Here is a 17,262-nt window from a genome sequence, read left to right as displayed (position 1 = left end):
AAAGATCGCCGTCCGCGCGACACCCCACATCCCGCCTGGACGCGGTGCACATCGTCACCCATATAACCAATATGAGTTCCTCCTGCACCACGCCCAGCCGGGCGCGGGGCGCCGCGCGCCAAAACCGGCGCTATTTGCAAGACACGACCTGTCACGCGCTGACCCGCTCCAGCTTGAACAACCACTCGTTGCCAGCACCGGAGAACTGCGGTGGTGCATCCGGGTTCGCCTCGCTCGGGAAGCCCTTCCAGTTCGACTCGTTGAACTCGAAGAACTCCAACGGGCGGTACATCAACGGGATCATCGGGATGTTCTGCATGTAGATCGTGTCGAGCTGGGTGTAGAGGTCGGGCAGCTCGGCATCGGTCGCACCCGCTGCCTTGTCCAGCAGCGCGGCGACGGCCGGGTCGGAGAAGCGGCCGTAGTTCCAGAACGCCGCCTTGCCCGGAGCGGGAACGCCCCGGTTGTCGAGGACGTCCCGGAAGCGCTGCCACGGAGCGGCCGCACCCGTACCCGCGATGTACCACAGCGCGAGCTCGAAGTTGCCGTTCTGCACGGCCTGCGTGACCACCGGAGCCTGCGGGAACTGCGTCTTGATCTCGATGCCCGCGGCCTTGGCGTTGTTCGCCACGATCTGCAGAGCGGTGTTCCAGTCCGTCCAGCCGGTCGGCGTCTGCACGGTGAACGGGCCCATCCGGGTGCCGTCGCCGAGGACGTAGATGCCGTCGTTGCCCTTCTTCGCGCCGAGCTCGGTCTCGAGGATCTTGGCGGTCTGCTCGGGGTCGTACTTCCAGCCGTTCTTGTCGACGTTCTCCTGGTTGAAGAACTTCTCCTCCGAGCCGGTCGGCAGGATCACGCTGGAGTTCGCGGGCGTGGAGTACCGCGACATCGCCTTGTCAGCGATGTCGGGGTAGTTGATCGCGAACGCGAGAGCGCGGCGTACCCGTACGTCGCTGAACGGCTTCTTCTTGATGTTGATGACGAGCATCGGGATGCTGCCGGGCACGTGGTAGGGCTCCTTCTTGTACCACGTCGAAACGGGCAGCTTCCGGTCCTCCCACATCTGCCAGATCTGCGGGGTGAACTGCTGGGAGACGTCGATCTTGCCCTGCTGCAGGGCGAGGTCGCCTTCCTGGTTGCCCTTGAAAATGGGGTGGTTGATGAACTTGGGGCCGGGAAGGCCGCCGTAGAAGGTCTTGCCCCAGTAGTTGTCGTCGCGGATGAGACCGACCTGCGTCTGGTCGTACTTGTCGATCTTGAACGGACCGGAGCCGATCGGGTCCTTGTTCTCGTCCTGGGTGATCGGCTTGCCGGACTTCTCCTTCTCGTCCCACACGTGCTTCGGAAGGATCGCGGTGCCGGCGAGGTACGACCGGGCGAGCTTGGGGTTGAACGGCGTCTGGCCGAGCGTGAACGTGACGGTCTTGTCGTCGGTCGCTTCGATCTTGTCGAAGTAGTCCCAACAGGCCGCGTACGACACTTCGGGGTGGCGCTTCGCGATGTCGAACGTGTTCACGACGTCGGCGGCCGTGACCGGTTTGCCGTCGCTGAAGTGGGCGTCCGGCTGCAGCTTGACGACGAACGTCGAGCCCTGGCTCTCGTCGAACTCGGCCGCGAGGCCGGGCGAGAGCTTGCCGTCCAGCAGGTTGAAGCGGACGAGCGACTCGAAGACGTACTGCGCACCGGGCTGACCACAGGGCCACGCCGGCGACGAGTTGAACGGGTTGAAGTTCGTCGGCGGACCCCACTGGAAGCCCGCGACGAACAACGTCTCGCCTGCTTGTCCAGCTCGGCCTGCCGGCTTCTTCGCGCCGCCACTGCCGCCTTGGCCCCCTCCGCCGGGAGCACCGCCACTACCCCCGCCGCAGGCGGCAAGTACGCCAGCCATGCTGGCGGCGGCACCGACGGCGGCCGTGTTGACCAGGAACTGTCGGCGCGATGGCCGCGCCTTGTTGGGGAGATCGGACATCGTTGTGTTTCCCTCCACGCGCGCATTGGCTCATGCGTGTAGACGCTGACAAGGGCTTGTCCGCGTCGACGGGCAGAACCGATCGGGGTCCTGTTCTTGTCCATCGCGCCGATGGCAGTGCGGCAGCCGAAGGCCTGTTCGACCAACGAACTGCGACATTGCACCCCCGGGTGATCGGGTGACGGTTGCCAGCAGATTACGACTCCCCGCATCCCGAAACCAGAACTATGAACAGATGGGACGCACTTAATCGTTAAGTCCGGAAGGCAACGGTCACGAATTGGCCACGACGCCTACTGCAAGTCCCAACAATCTCACTGTGCGCAGCGAATCTGGCCGGTGGGTGGACCTGGGTTCAGTACTTGAATACAACAGTTGAACTGTTCAGGACTTATTTCAGAGCGTGAACACCTTGCCAGGGTTGAGGATGCCCTGCGGATCGAAGACCTTCTTGAGCTCGCGGTGCACCCGGAGCGAGGTCTCGCCGATCTCTCTGGCCAGCCATTCGCGCTTGAGCATGCCGACGCCGTGCTCGCCGGTGACCGTTCCCCCGAGCTCGAGGCCGACGGCCATGATGTCGGCAAACGCTTGCTTGGCACGTTCGGTCTGGGCCGGATCACTGGCCTCGAACACGACGTTCGGGTGCAGGTTGCCGTCGCCCGCGTGGCCGACGACGGCGATGAGCAGGTCGACGTCGGTGGCGATGGCCTCTACGCGTTCGACGAAGGCGGCGAGCTCGGTGCGGGGTACGCAGACGTCGTCGATGAGCCTGCCGGTGCCGATGCGCTCGAGGGCGAAGTGGCTCTCGCGCCTCGCGGCGAGCAGCAGGTCGCCCTCTTCCTTGTCCTCCGCCTCGGCGACGTCGAAGCCGCCGGCGTCCTCGAAGATCCGCGCGTACCCGGCGATGTCGGCCTTGGCCTGCTCGGGGGCGGCATCGGACTGGGCGACGAGCATGGCGGCGGCGGTCTCGGGGAGTCCGAAGTTCTTGTACGCGTTCGCGGCTCGGAGGCTGGCCTGGTCCATGAACTCGAGCAGGCTCGGCTGGTGCCCGTTGGCGATGATCCGCGCGACGGCGTCGCCGGCCTGGCGGACGCTCGGGAAGAGGGCGGCGACCGTTCTTGGCTCGCTTGGTTGCGGCAGGAGCGCGAGCGTGACCTCGGTGACGACGCCGAGCGTGCCCTCGGAGCCGACGAAGATCTTGCTGAGGTCGTACCCCGCGACGCCCTTGGCGGTGCGCCTGCCTGTCTTGAGCATTTCGCCGCTGGCCAGGATCACTTCGAGGCCGCGGACGAAGTCGGCGGTGACTCCGTACTTGACGCAGCAAAGCCCGCCGGCGTTGGTGGCGACGTTGCCGCCGATCGTCGAGATGTCCCAGCTGGACGGGTCGGGCGGATAGAAGAGCCCGTGCTCGAGGACCTTCTGGGAGAGCTCGTAGTTGAGGACGCCCGGCTCGACGACGGCGATCCGGTTTGCCGTGTCGATCTCCTTGATTCTGTTCATCCGGTCCATGCCGAGCACGATGCATCCGTCGATCGCGTTCGCGGCCCCGGAGAGCCCCGTCCTCCCGCCCTGCGGGACAACGGGGACGTGGTGCTTGCTGGCCGTTCTGAGGACGTGCTGGACGTGCTCGGTCTGTCTCGGGAACACGGCGACCTTGGGCGTGCCGGCCGGGCAGAACGTGGCCATGTCGTTCCGATAGCTCTGCAGGAGGTCCACGTCGGTGACGATGGCGTCCTTGGGAATCCCCGCCGCGAGGTCCTTGATCAGCCCGTCGGTCATGGCTCCAACGTACTCATTCGTCTGACGTCTGGGCGGTGGAAGGATGGCGGACATGCGTGCCATACAGGTCAGGGAGCAGGGTGGTCCGGAGGTCCTCGAGCTGGTCGAGCTGGCGGATCCGTCGCCGGGGGCCGGTGAGGTCGTGGTGGAGGTCGCGGCGGCGGGGGTGAACTTCGTCGACATCTACCGGCGGTCGGGGCAGTACAAGGTGGAGACGCCGTTCGTCTCCGGCGCGGAGGGCGCGGGCACGGTGTCTGCCGTGGGCGCCGGGGTGACGTCGGTGGCGGTGGGCGACCGGGTGGCTTGGGCGGAGGGCTCCTCGGGCTCGTACACGTCTCATGCGGTCGTGTCGGCCTCCAAGGTGGTGCCATTGCCCTCGTCGGTGTCGTTCGAGCTTGGGGCGGCCGTGCTGCTGCAGGGGATCACGGCGCACTACCTCGCGACCTCGACGTACCCGATCGCCCCTGGCGACTGGGCCGTCGTCCACGCCGGGGCCGGCGGGGTCGGGTTGCTGTTGACCCAGATCGTCAAGCTCCGTGGCGGCCACGTGCTGGCCACCGTCTCGACGCCGGAGAAGGCCGACCTGGCCCGGGGCGCCGGGGCGGACGAGGTGGCGTCGTACTCGGACTTCGTCGACCGCGCTCGTTCCCTGACCTCAGGCGCCGGCGTGCCGGTCGTGTACGACGGCGTGGGGACGACGACGTTCGACCACAGCCTGCAAGCGCTGAGACGCCGCGGCTACCTGGTCCTCTACGGAGCGTCGAGCGGAGCGGTGCGGGAGGTCAACCCAATGGAGCTGCAGAACGCGGGCTCGGTCTTCCTGACGCGGCCGACCATGGGCCACTACCTGGCAACCCGCGAAGAGCTGGTGTCGCGTACAACGGACCTCTTCACCTGGATCGCCGAAGGCAAGCTCTCCGTCCGCATCGGCGGCCAGTACCCGCTGGCCGATGCGGCCAAGGCCCAGACCGACCTGGCATCGCGAGCCACGACGGGCAAGCTCCTGCTGATTCCCTAGCCGGGAACAAGGTCACCGGGGAGTGGGTTGAACGTAATGAAAACGGTTCCCACTCCCCGAGGAGCACCTCCCATGGCCGCCCGCCACCCCGACCACCGCCCCATCATCAAGCTCCGCTCCACCGCCGGAACAGGCACCACCTACGTGACGAGGAAGAGCCGCCGCAATAACCCCGACCGCCTGATCCTGAAGAAGTACGACCCGGCCATCCGCCGCCACGTCGACTTCCGCGAAGAGCGCTAGGCGCCCCAAGTCGTCACGACGACCCGTTTCCCGGCTCTGGCCAGGAACTCAGGCCGCGGAGGAGGGTGAGGAAGGCTTGTTCGGCTGGGGACAAAGAGCGGTCGTGGCGGTGGGCGGCGGTGACGGGGCGGGGCGTGGGTGGGGGTGAAACGGTGATCGGACGTAGCCAGCCGGCGGAGAGTTCGTCGGTCAGCGCGTGTTCGGAGATGAGGCCAATGCCCAGCGTGGCGCGGATCGCTTGTTTCAGCGTCTCCGGACCCCACATGTCCGCGGTCGACACGTCCGACAAGCCCCAGAGGGCGAGGGTTTCCAGCTGGACCGCTCGGGTCGAGGAGCCTCGCTCCCGCAGGAGGAAGTGCTCGGCAGCCAACGCGGACGGCGCTACCGCGAGGCCGGCCAACGGGTGAGACGGGGCGCACACCAGGAGCAGGCGGTCGGTGAGGATCTGCTCGACCGAGAGTTGGTCGGCCGTCGGCGAGCCCGCGAAGACCGCCAGGCCCAGTTCGCCATCCAGCAGGCGAGAACGGACCTGGGCCTCGTTCCCCACGAAGAGGTCACAGGTGATGTGCGGGAACTGGGCTCCAAACCGAGCTAAGAGCCCGGGTAAGAGATAGGTCCCCGCTGTTGTCGTTCCGCCGACCGAGAGGCGGCCCGAAGACAGGCCTTGGACCGATTGGATGGCAGCTACCGCCTGGTCGGCCAGCGAGAAGATGCGGCGGGCATGTTCAGCTAAGACTTGCCCTTCGGCGGTCGGGCGGATGCGTGACCCCGAACGGTCCACGAGCACCGCGCCCAACGACGACTCGAGCTGCCGCACCTGGTTCGACACCGAGGGCTGGCTCATGTACAGCTTCTGGGCCGCAGCCGAGAAGCCGCCGCTGTCCACCACCTGCAGGAAGATCCAGAGGCGGTGCAGGCTGAGCTGCACGAGCACCGATCGTAGAAGATGGCCCCATGAACGGGGAGTACGGAGTCGAAGCCTGGCTCGACGAGCAGCTCGCGAAGGCCGGCCGGCAGCGCACGGGGGACATCACCCAGCCGCGGGTACGCCCGTGGGGCGCCATCTGGCACGCCCCCACCGACCAGGGCGACGTCTGGCTCAAGGCCCCCGGCCGGCGCACCGCCTTCGAGGTCGGCCTGTACGAGATCCTCCAACGTGCGGCCCCCGACCACATCCTCGAGCCGATCGCCGCCGACACCGACCACGGCTGGCTCCTCCTCCCTGACGGTGGCATCCCCGTCCGCGAGCAGCTAGGCGAGCACGACCTCATCGACACCCTCGAGAAAGTCCTCCCCCAGTACGCCCAACTCCAGCGCGCCCTCGCACCGCACGTCGACGCGATGCTCGAAGCCGGCGTCACCGACATGCGCCCGAACGTCATGCCGCAACGCTTCGACGAAGCCTTCGAGGCCGCCGAACGGTACGTCACCGACAGCGGCACCGAAGAAGACCGCGTCAATCTCCAAGCAGTCAAGGCGAAACGCGCCCAGTACGTCGACTGGTGCCAACGCCTCCAAAGCGCCAAGGTGCCAGCGAGCCTCGACCACAACGACCTCCACCTCGCCAACGTCTTCATGACGAACGGCCAAGCCCGCTTCTACGACTGGGGCGACGCCGTCGTCGCGCACCCGTTCGCCAGCATGTTCATCGGCCTCGGCATGATCGGCATCATGCGCGGAGTCAAGGCCGACTCGCCCGACGTCACCAGAGCCCGCGACGCCTACCTCGAACCGTTCACCGACCTCGCGCCGCACAAGGACCTCGTCGAGGAGCTCGAAACAGCCGTTTGGGTCAGCAAGCCCGCCCGTGCCCTCGTCTGGGAACGGTCGATCGACGGCCACGAGAGCGAGTTCGCCGACGCGCCGTACCAGACGATGTGCGGCCTGCTCCGCGACTCCTGGATCCAGCTCTGCTAGGACGATTCAGGCGTGGTTGAGGGCGACCCAGTAGGCGTCGAAGTTGCGCAACCGGTGTCCGGACGGCAGTGGCGTCAACGGACGGTTGACGAGGAACGGCACGCGCTGCTCGGACAGGCCGCCGTGCGAGCGCAACGGGCGGTCGAGTGTGGACAGGTCGTGGCCGGCGGGGGTGGTGCCGACGGCGACGTTCGTACTCGCCACCACCGCGAGGTCACCGATCCGGTCACCAGGAAGCTCGTACCGTTCCACCGCCTCGTCGCGCGTCAGCACGGCCTCGATCCCCAGCAGCGCGGCCAGCCGTTCCCGCGCGACCGGCACGTCCGACGGCGAGGACAGGTGGATGTAGGCGAACGAGCCCAGCGCGCCGTGGTGGACCGGGTACGGGTCGGTGATGGGCAGGATCGTCCGGCTCTCCCCCGCGCCGAACCAATCGTCAAGCTGGTCTTGCAGATAGACCACGCGAGCGACGCCGGCAGCGTCGGTCTTCGCGTTCATGCCGTGGTCCGCCGTGACCACCAGCGTCGCGCCGAGCTCGTCGAGCCGGGCCCAGTAGGAGTCCATCATCGCGTAGAAGTTGTTCGCGACCTCGGTCCCCGGTGCGTACTTGTGCTGGATGTAGTCGGTCAGCGTCAGGTATGTGATCAAGGGCCGCGAACGTTCCAGCAAGGAGACGCCCTCGGACAGCACCCGCTCCGACAGGGCGGCGCTGTAGACGGGCGGTGCGTCGGGCAGCTTCTCCGACGAGAAGCACACCGAGGACGCGGGCAGGTCCTTGCTGAGCAGGCGCCGCAGCTTGTCCTTCGCCGTGATCACCGCGACGGGCGCCCCCGCCGCGTCGAACGCGGCGAAGATCGTCTGCGCCCGAAGGAACTCCGGCTCGTTCATCATCACTTCCTCACCGCGCGAGCGGTCGAAGAAGTAGTTGCCGCTGATCCCGTGCACCGACGGCGGCCGGCCGGTCGCGATCGAGAGGTTGTTGGGGTTCGTCAACGAGGGCATCGCGCAGTCGGCCGTCAGCGCCGTGCCGGTGCCGTTCTCGAGCAGCTTCGCGAGGTACGGCATCCGGCCCGCCGCGAGAGCCTGCTCGTGGTAGGCCGGCTCGCTACCGTCGACGCACACCACCACGACCGGCTCGGTGGGCATCGGATAGTCGCGTCCGTTGACCTGGATGATCTGAGTGCTCGCCATACCCACGATGGTGATGGCGAGCACTCGAAGACAGAACCCCGCGTTTGGCTATGCCGCCTATAACCCCACCGGGCTTGGGGAAACGCCCGATGTACGGGAGGTTAGGCGGCGTCGGACGGGCTGTGCTCCTCCAGCCACCCGCGCAACGGGACGTCGTCGTCCGTCGGCGAGTAGTGCCCGTTGGCGTTGACGCCGTACCCCAGCAGCTGCTTGCGGACCGGGTCGCTGTTCGGCCACAGCTCCTCGACGGTCATGTCGTCCTTGGTACGGATCCAGCGGTAGCCGTACCCGTAGAACAGCACCTTCCGGGTCACGTCCGACCAGTTCGGGCTGGCCGCGTGCCACAGCCTGCGGTCGAAGAACACCGCCGTACCCGGCTTGGCGAGAACGGGCACCGCGCCCACCGGCTGCCCCGTCCCCTCGGGCACCTCGAGGTCGTCCTGCAGATGGCTGCCCGGTACGACCCAGAAGTTGCCCCGCCCGGCCTCGCTCGTGTCGGACAGGAAGTAGGCGACCTTCAGCGAGAGCCGGGGCCGCGGATGCGTGTCGATGTCGCGGTTGACCCGACCGGAGTCCTGGTGCCAGCCGAACGTGTTGTCGGTCTGCTGCAGGCCCGAGGGCGGCGTGACGATCAGGTGCGTGTGGTACAGGTAGATGTTCCAGCCGAGGAGCCCCCACACCTTCGGGAGAACACGCTCGTAGTCGACGAGGTCGGCGAACTTGTCGTGCTCGGGCACGAAGTTCGCCACGAACATCGCCTTGTCGCTCGCCGCTTCCCCGGCCGCGGTCTTCCGCTCATGGACACCGTCGACGATGGCAGTGAGCTCGGAGACCTGCTGCGGCGACAGGGCGTTCTCGAGGTAGAACAGGCCGGTCTTCTCGAAAGTGTTGCGTTCCTCGTCGGTCAGCGCGTACTGCAGGCACGACGGATCCATGACACCTCTTCAGTCAGACGTCAGATGATGGGACAGCGCTGCACCGTCTTTGACGCTAGGTATGCGGTCAAGGAGCGTCAAGAAATTGTCCAGAAGAGGGCGCCGGCGCCGTCCCTCGAGGCCCGACCGGGTGATCATGTACGTGATCATGAAGGCAAACTGGCACATAGGCATGCCAAGCATTCATGATCACGTTCATGATCACGGCGCGGCGCCCTACAGGTTGCCGCGGCGCTCCTGCTCGCGCTCGATCGCCTCGAAGAGCGCCTTGAAGTTGCCCTTGCCGAAGCCGAGCGACCCGTGCCGTTCGATGAACTCGTAGAAGACCGTCGGCCGGTCGCCGATCGGGGCGGTGAAGATCTGCAGCAGGTAGCCGTCCTCGTCGCGGTCGACCAGGATCCCCCGCCGCTGCAGCTCCTCGATCGGAACGCGGACCTCGCCGATGCGCTCCCGCAGCGCCGGGTCGACGTAGTACGAGTCGGGCGTGTTGAGGAACTGCACACCGTTCGCGCGCAGGAGGTCGACCGTACGGAGGATGTCGTTCGTCGCCAGCGCGATGTGCTGGCAGCCGGGACCGCCGTAGAACTCGAGGTACTCGTCGATCTGGCTCTTCTTCTTCGCGATCGCCGGCTCGTTCAGCGGAAACTTCACCCGGTGGTTGCCGTTCGACACGACCTTGCTCATCAGCGCGGAGTAATCCGTCGCGATGTCGTCGCCGATGAACTCCGCCATGTTCACGAAGCCCATCACCCGGTTGTAGAACGAGACCCAGTCGTCCATCCGCCCGAGCTCGACGTTGCCGACGCAGTGGTCGATCGCCTGGAACAGCCGCTTCGGGTGCCCCTCCGGCCGGGTCACGACCGTGGTCCGCGCGACGAAGCCGGGCAGGTACGGGCCGGAGTACTTGGATCGGTCGATCAGCGTGTGCCGCGTCTCGCCGTACGTCGCGATCGCCGCGCGCCGGACGGTGCCGTGCTCGTCGGAGACGTCGTTCGGCTCCTCCAGGATCGTCGCGCCCTGCGCTCGCGCGTGCTCGATGCACTTGTCGACGTCCGGCACCTCGAGCGCGAGGTCGACGACGCCGTCGCCGTGCCGGCGGTGGTGGTCGAGCAGCGGGCTGTCGGAGGCGACGCCGCCCTCGAAGACGAACCGCGCCGAGCCGGCCTTGAGGACGTACGACTTGCGGTCGCGCTGCCCGGTCTCGGGACCGGCGTACGCGATCAGGTCCATGCCGAACGCGAGTTGGTAGAACTGCGCGGTCTGGGTCGCGTTGCCCACGCAGAACACGATCGCGTCCATCGCCGTGACCGGGAACGGGTCGCGGCTCGCGTCGTACTCGACCAGGCCGACGAGCTGCTTCAGCTGCTCGAGATTGAGCTCGGCCTCCTGCTCCTGCGGCGTGAGCTCGCCGATCGTCATCAGTCGCCCTCCAGATCGCTCGCGTCCAGTCTTCCGGAGCATTTCGCGAGCCCACAGAATGCGCAACCGCACGCGGGAACATTGGGCAACTTGTAGAGTCCGCAGCATGCACGACCTGCTCTGGCTTCTGCTGCCCCTCAGCGCGGTGCCGATCTGGGGCATCATCTCCCCACGGTCGCAGTGGCGAGTCCTGCACGCGTGGCTCTACCGGAATCCGGAGGCGAACGAGCCGAGCGATGCGGCGTACACGGCACAACGCGTCGGCAACGCGTTCGTCCTGGTCATGATCGTGGTGGTCGCGGTCATCGCCGCCGACCAGTTCCCGTCGTCGTGAGGCGGGCAGCGTGACCCGCCAACAGCCGCCCGTCGACGCGCTGGACGCGCGGATCATCGAGCTGTTCACCCGCGAGCCCCGGGTCGGCGTGCTGGAGGCCTCCCGCCGGCTCGGGGTCGCGCGCGGCACCGTACAGGCGCGGCTGGACCGGCTGGAACGGACGGGCGTCGTCCGCACCTGGGGCCCGGACCTCGACCCGGCCGCGCTGGGCTTCGACGTCACCGCGTTCGTCACGCTGGAGATCCGCCAGGGCGTCGGGCACGACACCGTCGCGCGGCATCTGGCCGGCATCCCCGAGGTGATCGAGGCCTACACGATCACCGGCTCGGCGGACATGATGGCGCGGATCGTGGCGGAGTCGAACGCCGATCTGCAGCGGGTCATCGACCAGATGCTCGCGTTCGACGGCATCGTGCGTACGTCGACGCTGATCGCCCTCGCGACCCAGATCTCGCGTCGGGTCCTGCCGTTGTTGGCGAAGGCCGCGCGGCAGTCAGCGGGCTAGGTCTCGGGCCCTACCCTGTCGCTCCGCGTTGGACCGCCCAGGTGCGGATCAGGTCGATCCGGGCCTGCAGCTGCTCGGCGGACGCCTGGACCGCGAGCGGGCCGCCGCAGGCGCGGCGGAGGTCGGCGTGCACGGCACCGTGCGGCAGGGAGGTGCGGTGGTGCCACGCAGCGACCAGCCCGTTCAGCTCCCGGCGGAGCACGCCGAGGCGTTCGTACGTCGCCTCCGCCGGCTCGGCGACCGGGGCGGAGGCCGCCTCGGGCTCCTTGCGCTTGGGCTGCGAACGGCGGCGCTTCAACAGCTCGGTCACCTGGTCCGGCTCGAGCAGCCCGGGGATGCCGAGGAACTCGGTCTCGTCCTCGCCGAGCTCGCCGCCGAACTCGTTGCCGTCGTAGACCAGCCGGTCGAACGCCGCCTCGGAGTTCAGGGCTTGGAAGCCCATGCCCTCCTGAAGGTAGTCCGGCATCGTCTCGGCCTGCTCGGCCTGCTGCATCAGCGCGTCCTCGTCCTCGTCCTCCGACGACGGCGGCCGGAGCACGTGGTCGCGCTCGACCTCCATCTCGGCGGCATACTGCAGCAGCGTCGGCACCGTGGGCAGGAACACCGACGCGGTCTCGCCGCGCCGGCGGGCCCGGACGAAGCGGCCGATCGCCTGGGCGAAGTACAGCGGCGTCTGCGTCGCGGTCGCGTACACGCCGACGGCGAGGCGGGGAACGTCGACGCCCTCGCTCACCATCCGGACGGCGACCATCCAGCGCGAGGTGCCGTCGGCGAACTCCTGGATCCGCTTGCTCGCCTTCGGCTCGTCGGAGAGCACGAGGGTGGGCTTCTCGCCGACGATCGCGGCGAGCAGCTTGGCGTACGCGCGGGCGGTGTCCTGGTCGGTCGCGATCACCAGACCGCCGGCGTCGGCGACGTCGCGGCGTACCTCGGTGAGACGCTTGTCGGCGGCCTCGAGCACCTTCTGCACCCAGTCGCCGGCCGGGTCGAGTGCGGTGCGCCATGCCTGGGCGGCGAGGTCCTTGGTCATCGGCGCGCCGAGCCGCGCGGCGATCTCGTCGCCGGCGCTGGTGCGCCACTTCATGTCGCCGGAGTACGCGAGAAACAGCACCGGCCGGACGACACCGTCGGCGAGCGCGCGGCCGTAGCCGTACGCGTAGTCCGACGCACTGCGCGGGATCAGCTCGTCGTCCGGCGCGTAGGTGATGAACGGGATCGGGTTGGCGTCGCTGCGGAACGGTGTGCCGGTGAGGCTGAGCCGGCGGGTCGCCGGGTCGAACGCCTCGCGGACGGCCTCGCCCCAGGTCATCGCGTCGCCGGCGTGGTGGATCTCGTCGAGGATGACGAGCGTCTTGAACCGCTCGCACCGAACCCGGAGGGCGTTCGAGGCGACGGAGACCCCGGCGTACGTCACCGCGACGCCGTCGAAGTCGCGGCTGGTCTTGCCGGACTTGCCGGAGAACGCGGGGTCGATGCTGATGTTGCCGCGGGCGGCCGCGTCGGCCCACTGCTGCTTGAGGTGCTCGGTCGGCGCGACCACGATCAGCCGCTCGACGACGCGGCGTTCCAGCAGGTCACCGGCGATGCGCAGGGCGAACGCCGTCTTGCCGGCGCCGGGGGTCGCGACCGCGAGGAAGTCGCGCGGGCCGCGCTGGGTGTAGAGGTCGTACGCCTCTTGCTGCCAAGCGCGCGGCTTCGCCCAAACACCCTTACTGGCTTGATGATGGGGCAGCTGGCCGGTGGACAGTGTCGTACTCAAGCGGCGCCTTCCCTGGTCCGTACACAACGGGTCCGCGCGGCTCGATGGGGCCGCACGGACTCACCGTCCAGGGTAGACGAGGACGCCGACAGGTGCCGGTCAGGGCGCTTGAGTGTCGGGCTCCTGAGTTTCCGGGGGAAGGGGCGGCAGGACGCAGAACTCGTTGTCCTCGGGGTCGGCCATCACGACCCAGCGCACGGTCTCCTGGCCGATGTCCGCGCGCTTGGCACCGAGCCCGATCAGCCGGTCGACCTCGGCGTTCTGGTCCTTCGGGCGCAGGTCGAGGTGGAGCCGGTTCTTGGTCTGCTTCTGGTCCGGATTGCGGACGAACAGCAGGTCAGGAACGACGTCCTCGAGGCCACTGCCCTCGGGCGGCTCGACGACGGACTCGACCTCGTTCTCGAACGTGACCCGCCACCCGAGCGCGGCAGCCCAGAACGCGGCGAGGGGCGCTGGCTCAACGGAGTCGACGACGATGCATTGGATGCGGATGTCCATGGCCGCCAGCCTGCCCTAGCGATCCGACGTCGGCGCGGCGGGGCGACCTGTACGGAGCGCGACCGTGACGACCCGGTAACGGCACCGCAACAGCGCGTGTGCAAGATTGTCCGTGTCAGGTCACAGGGCGGGACCTCAGGAGTGGGCTATGTCGAACGACCGGAAGCCGGTGGCACGTACCGTGGTCACCTCTACCGTGGGGTTCGTCTCCGAGGTGATGGCTCTGCTGCCCGGCTTCGCAGGCGACAAGGCGCGCCGGAACGCCTGGGAGGCGCTCTGCGCGCACCGGGCGCGCCGGACCGAGTGGGAAGACGCGAGCCGCTGGATGCCGGCGGACGCCAAACCGAAGAGCCCACGCCGGAGCGCTTAGTCGTTGTTCTTGTCTTTTCCGGGCGGCATGCTCTCCCAGATCTCCTTGCACTCCGGGCAGGTCGGGAACTTCTCCGGATCGCGACTCGGCACCCACACCTTGCCGCAGAGCGCGACGACCGGCGTACCCGTCACCATCGCCTCGACGAGCTTCTCCTTCGGCACGTAGTGCGAGAACCGCTCGTGATCGCCGTCGCCATGCGACGGCGTCGTCCGAGTTTCCTCGATCGTCTCGGCACCGGGGCTCATCTGCGTGCTCATCCTGTGATTCTAGGGGCACCTCAGCCACAGCCAGCCGACCAGTTGAATGAAGGGCACCTTCATTCGAACCTATTGAATGAAGGTGCCCTTCATTCAAACCCAGGGGCGGACGGAACCACCCGGCTTCATCGCCACCACAAGAACCCGGGGGAACCCACGAGCGACCTCAGCACGGCAGCCAACCCCAGCAAGAAGGAACCTCCCCCGGGACACCTGTTCCGGGGGCCGGGGGCGGCGCGTGAAAAACAGGTGGCCGGGCCGGGGCGAGTCAAGGGCCGCTCCGCGGTCGCGAAGCGACGTCGTTTGCCAAATCCGCGCGAAGCGCCGCCCAAACGACGCCCTTGACGCGCCCCGGACCGGCCACCAAAATCGACCGCCGCCACAGACCCCGAGAGCACCAACCCCCGAAGAGATCTCATCGAGGACCGCACCAAACAGCACCAGACCCAGAAGAGCTTCGCCGAGAACATGAGCCACTCAGCACTCGACGATGGGAAGCGCAGCACCCGTGACCTTGGATGAAGGTGCCCTTCATCCAAAACCCCGGCCCAAACCCTCGGCCCACCCGCCCGTGATCATGAACGTGATCATGAAGCCCAACCCGTCGTATACGACCAGTTCGCCTTCACGATCACGTTCATGATCACAGGCGTCGAGGAGCCGGGTGGGAGCGGGACCGGAGCCCTCAGTTCATCGCCGGGTCGTCGGGGAACGTCGCCACCAGGGCCAGCTCGTCGCGCTGCCGCCGCAACACCCGCCGCCACAGACTCGAGGGGTCGGTCGAGAACGGGTCGTCCGGCTCCGCGTCGACCACGTACCAGCCGCCGTCGGTGATCTCCGACTCCAGCTGTCCCGGCGACCACCCCGAGTAACCGGCGAACACGCGCATCCCGTGCAGCCCGGTCAGCAGCTCCGGCGGAGCGTCCAGGTCGACCAGGCCGAGCCGCCCGTACAGCCGCCGCCAGCCCAACGGTTCCGCGCCCTTCGGCACCTCCGCCAGCGCCAGCGCCGAGTCGGTCGCGACCGGGCCGCCCTCGAACAGCACGTCCGGCGCGGACACGAACTCGTTCCACGGCGCCAGGACAGACGTCACCGGCATCTCGGTCGGGCGGTTCACCACCACGCCCAGCGTGCCGTCGCCGTCGTGGTCGAGCACGAGGATCACGGTGCGGACGAAGTTCGGGTCACGCAGCATCGGCGTCGCGACGAGCAGCCGCCCGGTCAACGCCACACCGTTCATGTGTCTAGTTTCCCGTGTTCGGGCCCTCTTCGCCCAGAGACCGACCGGAGATTGCCGCGGCGACCACCAAACCGAGACCCACGCCGACGATGTCGGCCAGCGCATCCAGGGGATCGCCGGACCGCGCCGGCAGCAGCGTCGCCTGGATGACCTCGCTGAGAATGGCGTGCGCGACCAAAACGACCCCGAGCCACAGCGAACGAATCCCGACCCAGCGGCCGAGGAACGCGACCAGCCCGAACACCCCAAGGTGCACGAGCTTGTCCGAGTACGGGAACAGCCCCGGGCCGGGCGACCCCGGCCAGTACACAACGAACAACTGCCCGGCGCACGCGACGCCGAACAGCAGCCACCGCGGCCAGGCGGCGCTCAGAGAGAGCCGTCCTGAGCCGGGGGCGCACCGACGCCAGCTGCGGCCACCGCGTCCCGTACGGCCGTCGCCACCGCGTTGTGCACGTCCGGGTGGAACACGCTCGGCACGATGTAGTTCGGGTTCAGCTCCTCGTCGGTGACCACGCCCGCGATCGCGTGCGCGGCCGCGATCAGCATGCTCTCCCGTACCTCTTTGCTGTGCGCGTCCAGCAGGCCGCGGAAGACGCCGGGGAACGCGAGCACGTTGTTGATCTGGTTCGGGTAGTCACTGCGCCCGGTCGCGACGACGGTCGCGTGCTCGCGCGCGGCGGAAGGGTCGACCTCGGGGTCGGGGTTGGCGAGCGCGAACACGACCGCGTCGGGCGCCATCGTGGCGATGTCGGCGCCGGTGAGGATGTTCGGCGCCGAGACGCCGACGAAGACGTCCGCGCCGGCGACCGCGCCGCGCAGGTCGCCGGTGTACTGCGCCTGGTTGGTGTGTTCGGCGATCCAGCGCAGCTCCGTACCCAGGCCGGTCCGGCCGGCGTGGATCACGCCGTCCACGTCGGCGACGACGACGTCCTGCGCACCGGCCGCGATCAGCACCTTGAGGATCGCCGTGCCCGCGGCGCCGGCACCGGACATGACCAGGCGTACGTCGGACAGCTTCTTGCCGACGATGCGGAGCGCGTTCGTCAGTGCCCCGAGAACCACGATCGCGGTGCCGTGCTGGTCGTCGTGGAAGACAGGGATGTCGAGCAGGTCGCGCAGGCGGCGTTCGACCTCGAAGCAGCGCGGCGCGGAGATGTCCTCGAGGTTGATGCCGGCGAACCCGGGCGCGATCGCGCGAACGACCTCGACGATCGTGTCGACGTCCTGGGTATCCAGGCAGATCGGCCAGGCGTCGATGCCGGCGAACCGCTTGAACAGCGCCGCCTTGCCCTCCATCACCGGCAGCGCGGCCTGCGGGCCGATGTTGCCGAGCCCGAGCACCGCAGACCCGTCGGTGACGACCGCGACCGTGTTGCGCTTGATCGTCAGCCGGCGGGCGTCCTCCGGGTTCGCCGCGATCGCCATCGACACCCGCGCGACGCCCGGGGTGTAGATCATCGAGAGGTCGTCACGGTTGCGGATCGGGTGCTTGGACTGCATCTCGATCTTGCCGCCGAGGTGCATGAGGAACGTACGGTCGGAGACCTTGTGGATCGTTACGCCGTCGACCGCTCGCAGCACCTCGACCAGCCGGTCGGCGTGCGCGGTGTCGGTCGCGGCGCAGGTCACGTCTATCCGCAGCCGTTCGTGCCCGGACGCCGTGACGTCGAGCGCGGTGATCGTTCCGCCGGCTCGTTCGACGGCCGACGTGAGGTCGCTCACCGCGCTCCCGCGTGCCGGCACCTCGAGCCGGACCGTGATCGAGTACGAGACGCTGGGCACCATTGCCACGCCGGGTTCCTCCTGTTGTGCGTACCTAGGA

The 17,262-nt window shown here is 68.0% G+C and carries 18 protein-coding genes; 6 read left to right on the top strand and 12 right to left on the bottom strand.

Features of this window, described 5'->3' with window-relative positions; all coding sequences use genetic code 11:
* Window positions 1-151: 151 nt before the first annotated feature.
* A complete protein-coding gene (locus JOD67_RS14970) occupies window positions 152-1,969 on the bottom strand; it encodes an ABC transporter substrate-binding protein (RefSeq protein ID WP_239553853.1) in 1,818 nt (605 codons plus the stop codon).
* Window positions 1,970-2,365: 396 nt separating this feature from the next.
* Window positions 2,366-3,748 carry an FAD-binding oxidoreductase gene (locus tag JOD67_RS14965; RefSeq protein WP_205118078.1) on the bottom strand — a complete coding sequence of 461 codons (1,383 nt, stop codon included), beginning with the start codon at window positions 3,746-3,748 and terminating at the stop codon, window positions 2,366-2,368.
* A gap of 52 nt (window positions 3,749-3,800) precedes the next feature.
* On the opposite strand from JOD67_RS14965, the gene JOD67_RS14960 reads away from it, so the two are divergent.
* Both JOD67_RS14960 and rpmG read left to right on the top strand, forming a co-directional pair.
* Window positions 3,801-4,766 carry a quinone oxidoreductase family protein gene (locus JOD67_RS14960; protein WP_205118076.1) on the top strand — a complete coding sequence of 322 codons (966 nt, stop codon included), beginning with the start codon at window positions 3,801-3,803 and terminating at the stop codon, window positions 4,764-4,766.
* A 72-nt stretch (window positions 4,767-4,838) separates the two neighbouring features.
* On the top strand, window positions 4,839-5,009 hold the full coding sequence (rpmG, locus tag JOD67_RS14955) for a 50S ribosomal protein L33 (protein WP_205118074.1): 171 nt from the start codon (window positions 4,839-4,841) through the stop codon (window positions 5,007-5,009).
* A gap of 13 nt (window positions 5,010-5,022) precedes the next feature.
* On the opposite strand, the gene JOD67_RS14950 is transcribed toward rpmG, so the two are convergent.
* Window positions 5,023-5,937: a LysR family transcriptional regulator gene (locus JOD67_RS14950; RefSeq protein WP_205118072.1), complete on the bottom strand. Its 915-nt coding sequence runs from the start codon at window positions 5,935-5,937 to the stop codon at window positions 5,023-5,025.
* Window positions 5,938-5,963: 26 nt separating this feature from the next.
* On the opposite strand from JOD67_RS14950, the gene JOD67_RS14945 reads away from it, so the two are divergent.
* Complete coding sequence (locus JOD67_RS14945) at window positions 5,964-6,926, top strand: phosphotransferase (RefSeq protein WP_205118070.1); 963 nt, start codon at window positions 5,964-5,966, stop codon at window positions 6,924-6,926.
* A 6-nt stretch (window positions 6,927-6,932) separates the two neighbouring features.
* Here JOD67_RS14945 and JOD67_RS14940 read toward each other — a convergent pair whose 3' ends face one another.
* The 3 genes from JOD67_RS14940 to hppD form a co-directional block, all read right to left on the bottom strand.
* A complete protein-coding gene (locus tag JOD67_RS14940) occupies window positions 6,933-8,117 on the bottom strand; it encodes an alkaline phosphatase family protein (protein ID WP_205118068.1) in 1,185 nt (394 codons plus the stop codon).
* Window positions 8,118-8,218: 101 nt separating this feature from the next.
* A complete protein-coding gene (locus JOD67_RS14935; protein WP_205118066.1) occupies window positions 8,219-9,052 on the bottom strand; it encodes a phytanoyl-CoA dioxygenase family protein in 834 nt (277 codons plus the stop codon).
* Window positions 9,053-9,268: 216 nt separating this feature from the next.
* The gene (gene hppD / locus JOD67_RS14930; RefSeq protein ID WP_205118064.1) at window positions 9,269-10,471 is read right to left on the bottom strand and encodes a 4-hydroxyphenylpyruvate dioxygenase; all 1,203 of its coding nucleotides are present in this window, start codon (window positions 10,469-10,471) and stop codon (window positions 9,269-9,271) included.
* Window positions 10,472-10,577: 106 nt separating this feature from the next.
* Here hppD and JOD67_RS14925 point away from each other — a divergent pair, with 106 nt between their 5' ends.
* A complete protein-coding gene (locus JOD67_RS14925; protein ID WP_205118062.1) occupies window positions 10,578-10,805 on the top strand; it encodes a DUF6199 family natural product biosynthesis protein in 228 nt (75 codons plus the stop codon).
* A 10-nt stretch (window positions 10,806-10,815) separates the two neighbouring features.
* Window positions 10,816-11,310 carry an Lrp/AsnC family transcriptional regulator gene (locus JOD67_RS14920; protein WP_205118060.1) on the top strand — a complete coding sequence of 165 codons (495 nt, stop codon included), beginning with the start codon at window positions 10,816-10,818 and terminating at the stop codon, window positions 11,308-11,310.
* Between the two features lie 10 nt (window positions 11,311-11,320).
* Here JOD67_RS14920 and JOD67_RS14915 read toward each other — a convergent pair whose 3' ends face one another.
* Both JOD67_RS14915 and JOD67_RS14910 read right to left on the bottom strand, forming a co-directional pair.
* Window positions 11,321-13,069, bottom strand: coding sequence for a DEAD/DEAH box helicase (locus JOD67_RS14915; RefSeq protein ID WP_205118058.1), 1,749 nt, complete (start codon window positions 13,067-13,069; stop codon window positions 11,321-11,323).
* Between the two features lie 99 nt (window positions 13,070-13,168).
* Window positions 13,169-13,567, bottom strand: coding sequence for a VOC family protein (locus JOD67_RS14910; RefSeq protein WP_205118056.1), 399 nt, complete (start codon window positions 13,565-13,567; stop codon window positions 13,169-13,171).
* A 148-nt stretch (window positions 13,568-13,715) separates the two neighbouring features.
* On the opposite strand from JOD67_RS14910, the gene JOD67_RS14905 reads away from it, so the two are divergent.
* Window positions 13,716-13,937, top strand: a complete 222-nt coding sequence (locus JOD67_RS14905) for a hypothetical protein (protein ID WP_205118054.1) — start codon at window positions 13,716-13,718, stop codon at window positions 13,935-13,937.
* Here the strand turns inward: JOD67_RS14905 and JOD67_RS14900 are convergent.
* From JOD67_RS14900 to JOD67_RS14885, 4 genes are all read right to left on the bottom strand, one after another.
* On the bottom strand, window positions 13,934-14,197 hold the full coding sequence (locus tag JOD67_RS14900) for a DUF3039 domain-containing protein (RefSeq protein WP_205118053.1): 264 nt from the start codon (window positions 14,195-14,197) through the stop codon (window positions 13,934-13,936). The genes JOD67_RS14905 and JOD67_RS14900 overlap by 4 nt on opposite strands.
* 685 nt (window positions 14,198-14,882) lie before the next feature.
* A complete protein-coding gene (locus tag JOD67_RS14895; protein WP_205118051.1) occupies window positions 14,883-15,437 on the bottom strand; it encodes a YqgE/AlgH family protein in 555 nt (184 codons plus the stop codon).
* A 4-nt stretch (window positions 15,438-15,441) separates the two neighbouring features.
* The gene (locus tag JOD67_RS14890; protein ID WP_239553852.1) at window positions 15,442-15,756 is read right to left on the bottom strand and encodes a VanZ family protein; all 315 of its coding nucleotides are present in this window, start codon (window positions 15,754-15,756) and stop codon (window positions 15,442-15,444) included.
* Window positions 15,757-15,806: 50 nt separating this feature from the next.
* The gene (locus JOD67_RS14885; protein WP_443734525.1) at window positions 15,807-17,231 is read right to left on the bottom strand and encodes an NAD-dependent malic enzyme; all 1,425 of its coding nucleotides are present in this window, start codon (window positions 17,229-17,231) and stop codon (window positions 15,807-15,809) included.
* Window positions 17,232-17,262: the final 31 nt, after the last annotated feature.

The sequence above is a fragment of the Tenggerimyces flavus genome, from assembly GCF_016907715.1.
GTDB classification, from domain to species: Bacteria; Actinomycetota; Actinomycetes; order Propionibacteriales; family Actinopolymorphaceae; genus Tenggerimyces; species Tenggerimyces flavus.
The sequence above is the reverse complement of the archived record's forward strand: the minus strand, read 5'-3'. Positions and strand labels throughout refer to the sequence as shown.